The following is a 15,814-nucleotide window of genomic DNA, read 5'->3' as shown; positions in this document are numbered from 1 at the left end:
AGCCTTTAATATTTTAAATATATGAAAAGAGTTATTCTTTATTTTTTTATTTCATTAATTTCAGGAAACCTTTTGTTTGCCCAGATGTCCGATTCGCAGGTTATAGAATATGTTAAAACAGAGGCAGCCAAAGGAACTTCCCAACAAATGATCGCTACCGAACTTTTGAAGCGGGGAGCAACTCAAGATCAGCTATTAAGAATAAAAAGTCAGGTAAATCAGCAAAATCAGAATACCTCCAATATAAATAACTCGACAAATAGACCAACACTAAGAAAAGACGTAACGAATGAAACGTATGCTCTTAGAAATGACTCCATAGCCAGACTGTTGGAATACCAACGAGAACATGGCCTTTTAGAGGATAACAAGCCTGTAATTTTTGGTAAAAATATATTCAATCAGAAGAATCTTTCATTTGTGCCCAATATGAATATCCCGACGCCCGAAGATTATAAATTGGGACCCGGCGATGAAATAGTCATAGATATCTGGGGGGCATCTCAAACATCACTTCAACAAGTAATTTCTCCGGAAGGGAGTATTGTCGTAGACAGACTTGGTCCTGTTTACTTAAACGGAATGACAATAAGAGAAGCAAACTCTTATATTCAACAAAAGTTTTCGAGTGTCTATTCAGGCATCGGTAGCGAAGGAGGATCTTCACAAATAAAACTTAGCTTAGGCCAAATACGTACTATCCAGATAAACATATTAGGAGAAGTAGCCGTACCGGGTACGTATGCTTTATCTTCTCTCTCATCTGTATTTCATGCTTTATACAATGCAGGAGGGATAAATAACATCGGTTCTTTACGTTCTATTCAACTGTATCGTAAAGGTAAGCTCATAAAAACAATAGATATTTATCAGTATTTACTGAATGGGAATGCAAGTGGAGAAACCCGTTTGATGGATGGAGATATTATTATGGTTCCTCCATATATTTCCCTCGTAGAAATAGTCGGAAAAATAAAACGCCCTATGTTTTATGAGATGACAGTAACTGAAACCCTTTCAGACCTGATCAAATACTCGGGAGGTTTTACGGGCGATGCATATAAAGAAAAAATAGATATTACCAGAAAAACAGGAAAATATGACAAAGCCTATACTGTTAGTTCAAAAGACTTTGAGAACTTCATATTGGACGATAAAGATAAGATACTTGTTAGTGCAGGCCTAAATCAATTTGACAATAGAGTTGAAATAAAAGGTGCAGTATTCAGACCCGGTTACTATGAAGTGGGCGAACAAATAAAAACAATAAAGAATCTAATCGAAAAAGCCGGAGGTATTAAAGAAAATGCATTCCTCAACAGAGCGATACTCACAAGGGAAAGAGTAGACTTAACTCGCGAAACAGTTCCCATCAACCTGAAAAATCTTCTTGAAGGCCGTACGGCTGATATAAACCTGAAGAAAAATGATATGCTCCTCATAGCTTCAGATAGCGTATTAGTTGAATTAGGCAACTTCACGATCTATGGCGATGTACAGACTCCGGGTGAATACGACTATGCCGAAGGAACAAGTATAGAAGACTTAATCATCAAGGCTGGAGGGCTTCTAAAGTCAGCCTCTTTAGCAAAAGTGGATGTTTCGAGAAGGATTGTTGACCCTTTAAGTATTGAGAGCCCAAATGTTATAGCCGAGATTTATACATTTAATATAAAAAATGGATTGGTAGTAGATGGTCCGCCGGATTTTGTATTGAGTCCATACGACCAGGTTTACGTACGACGTAGTCCCGGATATATAGAACAAAGAAATATAGAGATTGCGGGCGAAGTTCTATTTCCGGGCAGATATGCTTTGAAGGAGAAAACTGAAAGACTTTCAGATATTGTAAAACGAGCAGGAAATTTAACCCCCCACGCATTTTCTGCCGGAGCAAGGTTATTAAGAGAAAAAACAATTATGGAAATGTCTGAAGAGAGAAAGGCAATGCGATCTCTTTCGAGAGGTTTGAAAGATTCTATCTCTACAGACTTATTAAATATCGATCCATATTACTCAGTAGGTATAGAATTGGACAAAGCTATTGCAAATCCAAAGTCTGAATATGACCTTGTACTTCGGGAAGGGGATCAGCTTATTATACCGGAATATGATAATACCGTAAGAATTAATGGATCGGTAATGTATCCGAATACCGTCCTATATAAAAAAGGTGAAAAGGTATCATATTATATCAATCAGGCAGGGGGATACAGTGACCTGGCAGAAAAGAAAAGAGTGTATATAGTGTATATGAATGGGACCGTTGCAAAAGCTAAGGGTTCTAATAGAGATGCCATCCAACCGGGATGTAATATTGTTATCCCATCTAAGGAACAGAAAGAGAAAATGTCATTAGCTCAGATATTAAGCCTAGGTACCAGTGTTACTTCTATGGCTTCTGTCGTTGCTTTATTAATAAATAATTTGAGCAAGTAAAATGAAAGAAGAAATACAAGATAATATATCAGAAGAAAAGGAAATTGACTTATTGGCATTGGGAAAGAAAATCTGGCAAGGGAAAAGATTTATACTTAAATGTTCATTGATAGGCTTAACTATAGGTATTATTATATCGTTTAGTATACCTAAAGAATATACGACAACAGTTATTCTGACTCCCGAATCACAATCCAGCAATACAGGAACGATGAGTTCTTTAGCAGCATTAGCAGGAATTAATCTCAACACTAATCTAGGGGAAGATATTTTAGCTTCACCCAATTTATATCCTACAATATTTAATTCAACTTCATTTTTGAAAGGACTATTTGATATTCCATTAAAGAGCAATGATAATAACATAAACACAACCCTGTATAATTATATAAAAGATTATGAGAGAAGTCCTTGGTGGGAATATATATTAAGTGCTCCATTTTATCTAAAGGAAACTGTAATACCCTCCAATCCCGAAAGTGAAATTAAAGACAAATCACCAAGAGCATTATCTAAGCAAGAGACAGATGTAATAAAATCATTAAGGAAGAAATTAATAGTCGATTCTGATAAAAAAACAAGTATTGTTACAATAGAGGTATCGATGCAGAACCCTGAAGTATCAGCATTTATAGCAGACACTCTGACATCATATCTCCAATCTTATATTATAAAATATCGAACACAAAAAGCTCGAGAAGATTTATCATACGCAGAAAAACTTAATCAAGAGGCAAAAGAAAATTATTATAAAGCACAAGCTAATTTAGCTTCATTTATCGATAACAATATGAATGTAGTTTCTGCTAAATATAGGACAACTCAGGAAAAATTACAAAATGAAGCAACCCTTACATACTCAATTTATAACCAAACAGCACAACAGGTTCAACTCGCAAAAATTAAAGTGCAAAATACAACTCCTGTATTCACGGTTATACAAACAGCTATAGAACCTTTACATCCATCTAAACCTTCAAAAAAAACAATCATTTTGGGATTCATATTTTTGTCTCTTGTTTCTGCTTCTATTTGGATTTTAAAAAAGGATATATGGAAAATTATAGCTTCTTAAAAAGGTCAAAATTATCGAGGCTAGGTTCATAAACAAATAGAATAAATACCTAATTTGAATACATGCTAATTAATCAAGTACAGTCTTTCATTAAAAAGAAGATAAATCGTTCAAGTTCTAGAAGTACTAATGTACTAAAAAATATATTTTACTCTTTTCTAATTAAAGGGCTTAGCATAGCTATTAACTTTATGTTGGTTCCAATCACATTAGGATATGTCTCTCCGGAACTATATGGAATTTGGCTGGTTTTATCTTCTGTCATAACGTGGTTTACCTTTTTCGACATGGGGTTAACGACCGGACTGAAAAATAAATTAGCTGAAGCAATCTCGTTAAATGATTACAAGAAAGGGAGGCATCTAGTCTCGACTGCTTATGGTTCATTATGCATATTGTTTATACCTCTATGCTTGCTTGTATTAATTCTCATTCCTTACATTGATTGGTGCTCTTTTATGAACATAAACATGTCATACCAGGAAGAAATTGAACGTGTTCTTTATGTCATAATTGCATTTTTCTTTTTACAAATGATACTGAACACATTAGGTGTAGTAGTTGCCGCATTTCAGAAGACAGCATTATCTTCTCTTTTTACTCTGCTTGGACAATTACTAGCCTTAATTATTATTTTTTGTCTAACAAAATTATGCCCACCCTCTTTAGTTGCTTTATGCATTGCTTTTATGGGAGCTCCGGTAATTGTTTTATCGATAGCATCTATTTTTATGTATAAAAGTAGGTTTAAAGTTGTAGCTCCATCAATTAGCTATTTTGATAAACTATATGTCAAAGATTTATTCGGAATTGGAGTTAAATTTTTTATAATCCAAATACAAATAATAATATTATTTCAATCAACCAATATTTTAATCTCTCATCTCGCCAATCCTGAGGTTGTGGCACAATATAATACGGCTTATAAATATATAACTTCAGCCGAGATGATTTTAGTTATAATACTTACTCCTATATGGCCTTCTTTCACAGAAGCCTATGCAAAAAAAGATTTTGTATGGATGCAATCCATATACAAAAAATTGACAAAAGTCTACTTATTTATTATTCTCTTAATTTTATTTATGGTAATATGTTCTCCGTGGATATATAAGATATGGCTAGGAGAAAAGCTATTTATACCCATAAGCATGTCAATAGCTATTGGTATATATACCTTAATTCATTCTTGGGATTCACTGCAGGTCTATATGATAAATGGAATCGGAAGTATTAAATTACAAATGTACCTGACATTAATAGGTTCTGTTATACATATTCCACTTTCTTTTTTTTTAAGCCAATATTTGGGTGCTTTAGGAGTAATATACTCCATGTCTATTATAGTTTTTGTTTACAGCATAATATTTACTATTCAGTTAAGAAAAATAATATATAACAAAGCGTCTGGAATTTGGATAAAATAATTTAAAACTAAAATAATGAGATCAAAAAAGAAAATAAAACGTTTTATCAAAAATTATCTTCCAACTATATCATCATATTGGAATGCCATTAGAGCAATAAAAAAACAATATATCATTAGTGAAAAAAAAATAGGAAAACTAGGGAATCATTCTTATATTAGTCTGCCAACTCTTTTGGCTGTTTCTGAAAATATTTTTATAGATGATTATGTACAGATACATACAAACTCTATAGTATATAATAGCCTGAAGGAGAAACTTATCATAAAAAAACACACGGCAATCTCAGTCAATTTTGTGGCAATATTAGCGAAGCATATTCCTACAGCTTGTATACCACATTCGATACTTGGCCCCTATCATATAAATGATGTGCACGAAGATATGATTATTGACGAAGAAGTCTGGATAGGAGCTAATGTCACACTACTTCCTGGTGCCAGTATCGGGAGAGGAGCCGTTATCGGATCTTGCTCTTTAGTGAATAAAAAAATCCCACCTTATGCGGTAGTAGTAGGAATACCTGCCAAAATCATAGCTAGCACATTTACTATAGACCAGATTATAGAACATGAAAAGGCCATATACCCTGAGAATGAAAGATTCTCTAAAGAATATCTAGTACAATTATTCGCAGAACATTTTCAAGAGAAAAAAAATATTGGGATATCACATATTTCGGAGGAAGATAGAATCCTACTACAAACGGTAAAAAAAGAACTTAATATTCCAAACTATGAATAAATATGTTTATGAAAAATTTTATACATTTTTACTACTCCTTACACTAATTTCATGTAGTAAAGAAACTTCTATAGATACCATAGATGAAGAAAGTCTATGTGAGCAAAAGAATTCTAGGAATAGAGTATCAGTCTCATACATGAAAAACCCCAAACAACAAAGTGGTATAATTATGGACAAGTATTGTGCATTAGGTGCTTCAACGGCTAGTATGGAATGGCAAAAAAACGTTGCAACAGCCGTCGCAAAAGAATATCGATGTTATGCAACCCCTGGAGCCAGATGGACAATAATATCACAAAATTCGGATAATATTATGTCAAATCAATTAATAAGGCTTCTAAAAGATAAAGATGAAACCGGATATTATCCAGATCTTATAACTATCATGTGTGGATTAAACGATGCTACAGGATGCATTACTGGGTCTTGTATAGATTCATATAGGATTGACAAAATAGCTGACATAAATATCACAGAATGGAACTCTGATTCTAAATATTTACAATTAAGAAAATCTGTTTATGGCTCTATGAGATATATTATCGAATGTTTGAAAAAACACTTCCCTCAATCATGCATTATCATTATGACACCACAACAAACAAATAATAAAAACTATAAAACAGGAGTTATCCTTAGGATAAACCAGATAATTAAAAGCATAACGGGAAAAAATAATATAGCTGTAGTTGATATTTACAATGAGTGTGGAATAAATTCAACAAATACAAAACAATACCTCGATGATATGCAACTTCATCCTAACAAAGAAGGTGAAAAGTTATTAAAAGCATATGTTGAAAATCAAATCCGATTAAAATATAATGATTAAAGAAATAACATCTGTCCCTCTTATTAGTATTATAACCATTGCTTATAATGCAGTAGAAGTAATAGAAAACACTATTTTATCCGTCATTAAACAAACCTATTCTAATATTGAGTATATTATTATTGATGGGGGAAGTACAGATGGGACTATTGATATTATAAAAAAATATGAAAGCTATATAACATACTGGATAAGTGAACCAGATAATGGAATTTATGATGCAATGAATAAAGGGATTAAAAAAGCTACTGGTGATTGGATCAATTTTATTAATAGCGGAGATTGCCTATTAGACAACAATGTTATTTCAAAATTTATACAATTACATGATCCCAGTGCCGATATTATTTATGGAGATACAAAAATAAGTATCTCTAATATAAAAACTTCATATATACACAAACCCGAACCAATAGAACTTATGGAAAAAAAGATGGTCTTTGGGCACCCATCATCATTTGTAAAAGCAAATATATTGAAAACAATGCTTTTTGATACATCCTTTAAGAGTAGTGGTGACTATAATTTTTTTATACAATGCTATCGAAATCATAAATCGTTTCAATATATTCCTATTGTAATCTCTGTTTTCGACTATGGAACAGGCATGTCAAATAATTTTAAAATAAATCGATATGAGGATGCACGAATACATGGTATCGAAAATAAAATTTCATGGAAAATATCTTTTATTACAAGTTATATTACTTGGAAGATTAGAGTATTTCTAAAAAACATATTACCCAAAGGTATTGTACAAAAATACTATACAAGAAGAAACGGCTAAAAATGAGCATTTTACAAAAAAGATATTTGTACCCGTTCCTACTTTTGTTCTTTCCTATTATTATAGATTGTCTTAACGGTTATCTTAAAGGAGCATCAGGAGAAGGGGAGAGTATGGTTGGTATTCTTTATAGGGGTGCTGTGGTTATTTATGCCTTGCCTTATCTACTTAAAAACATATTCTCAAAATATATTTTTTTTATTTTAGTTATTTCTTTTATTAGTTTCAGTTATCACATTATAATGGGATATTTTTTAATATCTTCAATTTCTAATCTCATCAAAGTTTTATATATCTTTTGCGTATTAAGCATTTTACTGAAGAACAAATATTTTGACAATATTTGGACTATTTTAAACTGTGCAATTGGCTATGGTTTAGCTGCCGCTTTAGTATTGATACTAAGTTATTTTCTTGGTTTTGGTTATAATGCATATTTAGAAGACTCTTTTGGCACTAAAGGTTTTTTCATCGCAATGAATGATGTGGGATTAACAATATTGCTATTAAATGCTTTGTCTTGTTTTTGTTTTTTGAAAACAAAAAAGGTATTATATTTAATAGCAACTCTAATTATGTCAATCGGGACTGTTTTCGTTGGTTCAATGGCTTGTTATTTTGGAACAGGTGCAATAATGCTATGTTTCTTCTTTAATATAGTTTTTAATAATACAAAAGATTACAGAAGTTCTTTTAAACAAAAAATAATAGTTATCTTCATTTTCTCCATTGGTCTTATTGAATCTATTAGCTTTATCGTAAACTCAATTCTTAGCGATTCATACTTATCTAAAAAATATAGTGATATTATAGGAATTTTCATGGAAATGTCAGGAAGAGATTATCTTATAGAAGCATCTTTTGAAACATTTGAGAAGTTCTCTTTATTTGATTGGTTACTTGGTATCGGAGTACAATTTAGTATCTCTATACAATATATATTAGGATTAAATGGACCAAAAGGGGTAGAAGTAGATCCCTTAGATTTAATAGGAACTTATGGTCTCCTTTTCTCAATCTTAATTCTGATATTCCCTTTAAATATCCTATGCAAAACAATAAAAAGTTATTTAAAAAATAAAGACTTACTATCATACTGGCTTACAATAGGCTTAAGTCTATATGTTTTACATGCCATATATGGAGGCCATGCATATACTAGTCCTTTAGTCTCTTCCTATTTGGCTGTATATATCTATTTATATGTAAAAAGACAAAATCTAACAACTATATGAAAATCTTATTTTTTGTTGATGGAGGTTTCAATAATGGTGTAGGAGCACTACTCGTTGAACAAATAAAAGCTATACATAAACAGTATAAAAACATACATGCGGTAACAAGTTCGAAAGAACAAGAAGCTAATTTGATTAAGGCTCTAAAAGATCTGAATATACCAATACTTCATCTAGATGGCTTGGAAACACATAGTAATTATAAACATCATACAAAGCTGATAATCGATTATATTGTCAACAACAATATAAAATTAATTCATGTTCAAACAAATTGGCAATTGGCATTGATAACAATTGCTAGAATCAAATTATATTTACGTTATCGTTTTAAAGTTATCTACTCGATTCATTCGTATAGAAATAATTTGCACCCAATAAAAGCTTTCATTGGAAGATTATTGATCGGTTCTGCATTACTTTTATTTTCTGATAAGATTATATGTTCTTGTACTTTTTTGAAAAGGAAATTTAAATTATTGAATTTTAAAATAATACTATTACCAATAGGAGTTTCTAATTATTTCTTCGATGACTATAAAGAATGTAATACTGATCACTTAAAATTAGTTTTCCCTGCTCAATTCAGGCCTGGAAAAAATCAAGATATACTTATTCAGGCTTTTTCTGAGTATGTATACGAAACAAATGATACTAATTCTCGTTTATACCTACCAGGAGAAGGAGAGTTACTTGATAAAATGAAGAAGTTAGCCCATGATATGAGAGTAAAAAAGCAAATTATATTTCCTGGTCAATGCTCTATGGATAAAATAAAAGAGTTCTACTTACAGTCTAATATAGGTGTTATATCCTCTAATTCAGAAACTTTTGGATTATGTATTGCTGAGCCTTACGTTCTTGGACGATGCGTAATAACTCGACACATCGGAGTGGCTGATGACATTATAAAAGATGGAGTCAATGGGTATTTTTTCAACAATAAAGAAGACTTAAGAAATATATTAATCAACATATCAAAAAACAAAGAAAAATTAAAAATAATAGGAGAGCATAATTTTAAAGAACGTGATCGTTTTGACTGGCATAAAATAGCATCCGAATACATACAAGTACTATATAAATTACAAGTATAAACTAGCTCTTAATTATTTAATTCTTGTCACTAAAATGAAAATACTTCTTATTCATACACACTATCAACAAGAAGGAGGTGAAGACTCTGTTTTTCAACAGGAATATTCCTTATTAGCAAAAGACAATAATATTCAAAAGATTTCCTTTCAAAATAAAAAAGGATTGAAAGGATTGTTCCAATTCCTTTTTTCTATATGGAATATTTTTGCAGCAATTGAAGTTAGAAGGAAAATAAAATCATTTCAGCCAGATATTGTACATTTACACAATTGGCATTATGCCACAGGTCCATTAATTATTAGAACCATAAAGAAAAATAATATTCCACTGATTATAACTCTACACAATTATAGGTTAATCTGTCCATCTGCAATATTAATGCATAAAGGGCAAATATACACCAAAAGTATAAAAACATATTTTCCTCTCCAAGCGATAAAAGATAAGGTATATAGAGACTCTTATTTACAAACATTCTGGCTTGCATTCATTGTTTGGTTTCATAAAATATTAGGCACATGGAATATGCCTCAAAAATATATTGTATTAACTGAATTTGCGAAGAAACTATTTACAGAATCCTATATTGGCATAGATAAAGACCGATTTATAATAAAACCAAACTTTTCAGAAAATCCATCATTAGGATATACTTCAGTAAAATCGGACTTTTTATTCATAGGGCGAATCTGTGAGGAAAAAGGTATAAAATGTTTACTTGAAGCTTTCAAGAAAGTTCATTATACTATTAAGATTGGGGGAGACGGTCCGCTTGTAAATGAAGTAATATTAGCTGGGAAGGAACATCCAAATATACAATATTTAGGAAAATTAGAAAAAACGCTCGTAGTTTATTATATGCAAAATAGTTCTATATTAGTTTTCCCTTCAATTTGTTACGAAGGAATGCCAATGACTATTATTGAAGCTCTAGCTTTAGGGACTCCTGTTCTAGCCAGTAATCTTGGAGCAATGCCATCCATGATTGAGGATCAATTTAATGGACTTTTGTTTGAAACAAATAACCCAAAAGATTTAGTAAAAAAATTAAAGGAATGGGAAAGCATTTCTTCTGAAAAAAAAAGAGAGTTTTATTTAAATTCTAGAGACTCTTATCTAAATAAATACACTCCTGAAATAAATAAAAAAATATTGCTAAATATATATAGTAATTCTATTAAATAAGCACTATCTATGTTCAACTTAAAGACAATCAATACCCTAAGAAATCTTAATGATATATCTTCTAAAGAAAAGAAGAGTATTCTAATAAATACAATTAATGCCCATTCATATAATGTAGCAAAAAAAGATCAGCAATTTGCTAAAGTATTATTGCAATCCGATTATGTATTACCAGACGGACAAAGTATTATTTGGGCCAAAAGAATACTATCAGGAAATAAATTAACAAGGATTGCAGGATTTGATTTATTTCAATGGGAAATGAATCGATTGAACAATATCTGTGGAAGTTGTTTTTTCTTAGGTAGCAAAAACGAGATATTACAAAAAATATTAGTTAAAGCTGCTCTTGAATATCCCAATGTTAAAATCAAAACATACTCACCACCATATAAATCTCTATTTTCTATAGAAGAAAATAGAATTATGATAAATGAAATAAATGCGTTTAAACCTAATGTTCTTTTTGTTGGTATGACAGCACCAAAACAAGAAAAATGGGCATTTGAAAATAAAGATAATTTAGAGGTAGATCATATATGCTCCATAGGAGCTGTTTTTGACTTTTATGCAGGCAACATACAAAGAGCTCCTAAATGGATGCAAAGAAATGGATTAGAGTGGCTATATAGATTAATCAAAGAACCTCGTAGAATGTGGAAACGATACATCATAGGAAATACTAAATTTATCTTTTATATTATTAAAGAAAAAATAAATGGCTGAACACCTCCACATATCCTCCTCTTCCAAAGAAGAGAAATACATCACTCTCCTACCCCAGCTAAAAGGCTTACTCGAAGGGGAGACAGACACTATTGCCAATATGGCAAATATATCTGCTGCCTTGAAAATGACATTTGGATTTTTCTGGGTAGGATTCTATATAGTAAAAAGAGAAGAACTTGTACTCGGCCCATTCCAAGGAACAATAGCCTGTACCCGTATCAAATATGGCAAAGGCGTTTGCGGCACAGCATGGAAAGAAAAGCGAACAGTTATAGTAGAGAATGTTAACGAATTCCCCGGACATATAGCTTGTGATGCCGCTTCGCTGTCCGAAATTGTAGTGCCTCTATTCAACCATAACGACGTAATCGCTGTTTTAGATGTAGATAGTGAATACCTGAATCATTTCGACAAAACGGACGCTCTCTACCTTGAGCAGATAGTGAAGCTCCTTGAAGATAAAATCAATTAAATCGTTTTAGAAAGGAAACAATAAAGGAAGGGCCAGTATCATAATTATTCCCATAATCACTTGCAAAGGCAAGCCGACCTTCATATAATCCATAAAGGTATAACGCCCCGCAGTCATCACCAATGCATTGGGCGGTGTAGAAAACGGAGAAGCGAAACACATACTGGCCGCAACTGCTACAGCAAACAAGAACGGATAAGGACTTATGCCCATCCCCTCAGCAGCCTTTAAGGCTATAGGCGTAAACAGCACCGCTGTGGCAGTATTACTTATAAACATAGTGAGCAAAGACGTACAAAAGTAAATCCCTGCAAGCAACGCATAAGGGCCCATATCTCCCAAATGATTAACCAAAGAACCTGAGATAAGAGTATCTACTCCTGTATTCTGAAAAGCAGTAGCCATCGGTAACATTGCACCAATCAGTACTACACTTTCCCAGTTTATGCTATTATACGCTTCTTCCATATTACGAAGACAGCCCGTTACCACCATCAGCACAGCAGCTAACATAATAGCAATCACCGAAGGTAGAATCTCTAACACCATTGCCAATACCATCAATATCATTATACCGGCTGCAATAGGAGCATTCTGATCCAATGTTACTTTAGCTGCCTCTTTCAGTGGTTGACCTACAAGCACCAGATCATCCTGCCTGTTGTCTAAGTTTGCCAAATCTTTCCAAGTACCCTGTATAAGAAGAGCATCCCCCGAATGCAACTTAGTATCTTTAATGTCCCGCATCTTATATTCATTCTGACGCTGAATACCCAACACATTTACGTTATATTCCTCCCTGAAACTAATTTCAGAAATTGTACGATTTATTAATCTGGAATTAGGCATAATAAATATCTCTGCAATACCCGACTCCTGAAATCCTGCGAATGGAGTTTCATCGGATTTTTTCTCCAAATGGAGATCATTATCAGAAACAAATCTTTCTATATTTTCTATATCTCCGAGGCAATATAATACATCATCTTTCAATATTACCGATTTGGGGCCTGCAACCTCCTCTACAAACTTTTTTCTGAATCTCGAATTAACATTCTTGCGTATAATTTTACTGATACTGATATCGTAGGTTGAAGCAATCTTTAGTTCGGCAAGCGTTTTGTTCAACAAAGGCGAATCAGACTTTACCTCTACCTTGTACGATTGTTGTTGCAGTTGGTATTCCTGAGCCAATTCAACCAAAGATTTTCCTTCTTTCTTCTTGCCCGATGATGAATCACTCTTTGAAACAAGCAGCTTACTCAAGAAGAAAAGAACTACAACACCAATACCCAACGCAATGAAACCGATAGGCGCAAACGAGAAAAAGGATAATGCCTCATATCCTGCATCAACAAGCGCATTCTGAATCACAAGATTGGGAGGTGTACTAATCAACGTAAACATACCCATACTACTGGCAAAAGCCAAAGGCATAAGGTAACGACGTGGACTTATATTGGCACTCGCAGCCATACTCACAATAATAGGCATCATCACGGCCACAGTGCCCGTATTACTCACAAAAGCCCCGATAGAGGCCGTAACCAACATGACCAGAATAAAGAGTTTATTCTCATTCTGTCCTGCAGTCTGAAGTATTTTGCTACTTATCATCTTTGCCAGCCCCGTGCGGAAAATACCTGCTCCTACCACAAAGAGACCAATCATCATAATTACAACCGAATTAGAAAAACCGGCTAATGCTTCGGTAGGAGTCAACACTCCGGTTAATGCCAATATGAGCAAAGCACATACAGCCACAAGGTCTGAGCGAACCTTTCCCCGCATGAAGAAAAAAGAAGCGACCAACAAAGTTGCTAATGTTATATTGATAGGAGATAGTAAAGACGAAAGTTCCATTTGCGTAATTGTTTATAATTCCTTTCCAGTTTGTAAACAATGCAAAGATAAAAAATACTGATTCATCCACCTACTTGTTTCTAACAACAACAATAAAAAGATAAGAATTGTTTGTATTTTTTCACTTTCGTTGAGTACGAAGTCTTTTTATAGAAAAAGGGATATTATACGAAGGATTCTCTTACGGCTTGTTAAGGAGAGAAATTTAGTTGTCTCCGAACAGAATGAAGCGCCTAAGGCTTAACAGTCTACAAGCAAGACTCCGTTCCGTTCAGAAAACAACAACATACAAACACGCTTCTGTGTACAAAGATACTTATATGTGAAAAAGGAATATCTTTCTATAAATTATACTCTAAAACACTACAAAAACAAGAATGTTCACACATTATGTTATACGCTAATATTTTTAAAATGTTACACGAATGTCAAAAATATATTTTTAATCAATAATACCTCCGATAATACTTCTGATACTTATCCCTGTAAAACAATCATCTTGGCAACCCTTCTCATTATAACCACACAAGGAAATCATTCCATTATTTTTTGTTTCAAAGTAAGTTTCTGTGCCCTTCCTTTTTTTTCAACCAGTCTTGTTCCGCCCTTTGATAAACTTCATCAAGAGTTAAAGCATCCGATGCCGGCGTATCTTTATGACTACCTAGTTCCAATTCTGTTTCAGTCCACTCCAATTCAAGATTAGGATTTACTTCACTCGGATAGCCGGTATATTTAAAGCTTCGCTGATTTACTTTGCCATTACAAACACTAATAGTGGTTTGCCACGAATAACCAACCCATGTACTTCCTGTTGTTGTATATCCATAAGTGTTATTGGTTTGTTTCTTAAAACGATTCCAAGCTTCCTGACTATCCTTGAATTTATCTTCATATTCAAAATCGCCTTTATCACAAGATGTAAAAGCAAAACCAACGAACAATAGTATTAGTAGCATTTTATGTTTCATCGTCTATACACTTTGGGGTTATTTATTAGCAATATATTATTTTTTCAAACTAGATCTTTTTATTTTAGCAACACTTTCTGAATAGAAATAAGCAAGTTCATCTCCTATAATATTATGATGCAATACGAGTCTTTTTCGTTGCATTTACTTTTTATATATCTCAAAAAAATAAAACTTGACAATTTAAGGATATATCAATCCGTTCAGCACAACAAAGATACTCTATATATTCCTTTGCAATACAATCGATATTTTATTTAAGAATTGAGACTCCATCAGAATTTTGGCAAGCCTTTTGCTATATACTTATCAACATCAATTTGGATACAATAAATTACGCTTGTTAATTTGTTGACAATATCTTTGTTATTAGCTGAAAATAAAATAAATATAAAATATGAAAGAGGATATTTCTGATAAAGATCTTGAAAGAGATGAATTTGTAGAAACAGACAATCTGACAAATAATCAGACAGAAGAAAATGCAGGAGACGAAGCAAGTGACAATGTGACCGATTGGGAAGCAAAATACAATGAGCTCAACAACTCTTACCTGCGCCTTAATGCTGAATTCGACAACTATCGCAAACGTACATTGAAAGAAAAAGCCGAGCTGCTTAAATCAGGTAGCGAAAGAGTGTTGCTTGACATCATAGCGGTAGTCGATGACTTTGAGAGAGCATTAGACAACATCTCAAAAACGGAAGACATAGATGCTGTAAAAGAAGGTATAGATCTTATATACAGCAAGTTTTCAAACTTCCTCACCAAGCACGGAGTAAAAGAGATAGAAACCATTGGTCATGCATTCGACACCGATAAGCATGAGGCGGTAACTACTATTCCGGCTCAGAGCGAAGAAGACAAAGACAAAATCATAGACAGTATACAGAAAGGATATACACTCGATGATAAAATCATCAGATATCCTAAAGTAATTGTTGCAAAATAAAA

General features: G+C 32.9%; 14 protein-coding genes. 12 read left to right on the top strand and 2 right to left on the bottom strand.

What is annotated here, in order from left to right:
* The first annotated feature begins 21 nt into the window (after positions 1–21).
* From QOX35_RS03985 to msrC, 11 genes are all read left to right on the top strand, one after another.
* Complete coding sequence (locus tag QOX35_RS03985; protein WP_283685875.1) at positions 22–2,439, top strand: SLBB domain-containing protein; 2,418 nt, start codon at positions 22–24, stop codon at positions 2,437–2,439.
* Between the two features lies 1 nt (position 2,440).
* Positions 2,441–3,514, top strand: coding sequence for a Wzz/FepE/Etk N-terminal domain-containing protein (locus tag QOX35_RS03980; RefSeq protein ID WP_283685874.1), 1,074 nt, complete (start codon positions 2,441–2,443; stop codon positions 3,512–3,514).
* 62 nt (positions 3,515–3,576) lie between these two features.
* On the top strand, positions 3,577–4,941 hold the full coding sequence (locus QOX35_RS03975; protein WP_283685873.1) for a lipopolysaccharide biosynthesis protein: 1,365 nt from the start codon (positions 3,577–3,579) through the stop codon (positions 4,939–4,941).
* 15 nt (positions 4,942–4,956) lie between these two features.
* A complete protein-coding gene (locus QOX35_RS03970) occupies positions 4,957–5,685 on the top strand; it encodes an acyltransferase (RefSeq protein ID WP_283685872.1) in 729 nt (242 codons plus the stop codon).
* Positions 5,678–6,520: an SGNH/GDSL hydrolase family protein gene (locus QOX35_RS03965; protein ID WP_283685871.1), complete on the top strand. Its 843-nt coding sequence runs from the start codon at positions 5,678–5,680 to the stop codon at positions 6,518–6,520. Before QOX35_RS03970 ends, QOX35_RS03965 begins: the two co-directional genes overlap by 8 nt.
* Positions 6,513–7,307, top strand: a complete 795-nt coding sequence (locus QOX35_RS03960; RefSeq protein ID WP_283685870.1) for a glycosyltransferase family 2 protein — start codon at positions 6,513–6,515, stop codon at positions 7,305–7,307. Before QOX35_RS03965 ends, QOX35_RS03960 begins: the two co-directional genes overlap by 8 nt.
* Positions 7,308–7,309: 2 nt before the next feature.
* The gene (locus QOX35_RS03955; protein WP_283685869.1) at positions 7,310–8,542 is read left to right on the top strand and encodes a hypothetical protein; all 1,233 of its coding nucleotides are present in this window, start codon (positions 7,310–7,312) and stop codon (positions 8,540–8,542) included.
* The gene (locus tag QOX35_RS03950) at positions 8,539–9,639 is read left to right on the top strand and encodes a glycosyltransferase family 4 protein (RefSeq protein WP_283685868.1); all 1,101 of its coding nucleotides are present in this window, start codon (positions 8,539–8,541) and stop codon (positions 9,637–9,639) included. Before QOX35_RS03955 ends, QOX35_RS03950 begins: the two co-directional genes overlap by 4 nt.
* Positions 9,640–9,673: 34 nt before the next feature.
* On the top strand, positions 9,674–10,825 hold the full coding sequence (locus tag QOX35_RS03945; RefSeq protein ID WP_283685867.1) for a glycosyltransferase family 4 protein: 1,152 nt from the start codon (positions 9,674–9,676) through the stop codon (positions 10,823–10,825).
* Positions 10,826–10,834: 9 nt separating this feature from the next.
* Complete coding sequence (locus QOX35_RS03940) at positions 10,835–11,551, top strand: WecB/TagA/CpsF family glycosyltransferase (protein ID WP_283685866.1); 717 nt, start codon at positions 10,835–10,837, stop codon at positions 11,549–11,551.
* Positions 11,544–12,026 (top strand): free L-methionine (R)-S-oxide reductase MsrC, encoded by a 483-nt coding sequence (msrC, locus tag QOX35_RS03935; RefSeq protein WP_283685865.1) that lies wholly within the window; start codon positions 11,544–11,546, stop codon positions 12,024–12,026. Before QOX35_RS03940 ends, msrC begins: the two co-directional genes overlap by 8 nt.
* Positions 12,027–12,032: 6 nt before the next feature.
* On the opposite strand, the gene QOX35_RS03930 is transcribed toward msrC, so the two are convergent.
* The gene (locus tag QOX35_RS03930) at positions 12,033–13,862 is read right to left on the bottom strand and encodes an SLC13 family permease (protein ID WP_283686184.1); all 1,830 of its coding nucleotides are present in this window, start codon (positions 13,860–13,862) and stop codon (positions 12,033–12,035) included.
* A 581-nt stretch (positions 13,863–14,443) separates the two neighbouring features.
* The gene (locus QOX35_RS03925; protein WP_283685864.1) at positions 14,444–14,860 is read right to left on the bottom strand and encodes a hypothetical protein; all 417 of its coding nucleotides are present in this window, start codon (positions 14,858–14,860) and stop codon (positions 14,444–14,446) included.
* Positions 14,861–15,257: 397 nt separating this feature from the next.
* Here QOX35_RS03925 and QOX35_RS03920 point away from each other — a divergent pair, with 397 nt between their 5' ends.
* Positions 15,258–15,812: a nucleotide exchange factor GrpE gene (locus tag QOX35_RS03920; protein WP_135104784.1), complete on the top strand. Its 555-nt coding sequence runs from the start codon at positions 15,258–15,260 to the stop codon at positions 15,810–15,812.
* The last annotated feature ends 2 nt before the right edge of the window (positions 15,813–15,814 follow it).

This window comes from Dysgonomonas sp. Marseille-Q5470, from assembly GCF_951230145.1.
Lineage (GTDB): Bacteria > Bacteroidota > Bacteroidia > Bacteroidales > Dysgonomonadaceae > Dysgonomonas.
This window is presented reverse-complemented; position numbering and strand designations above follow the sequence as displayed.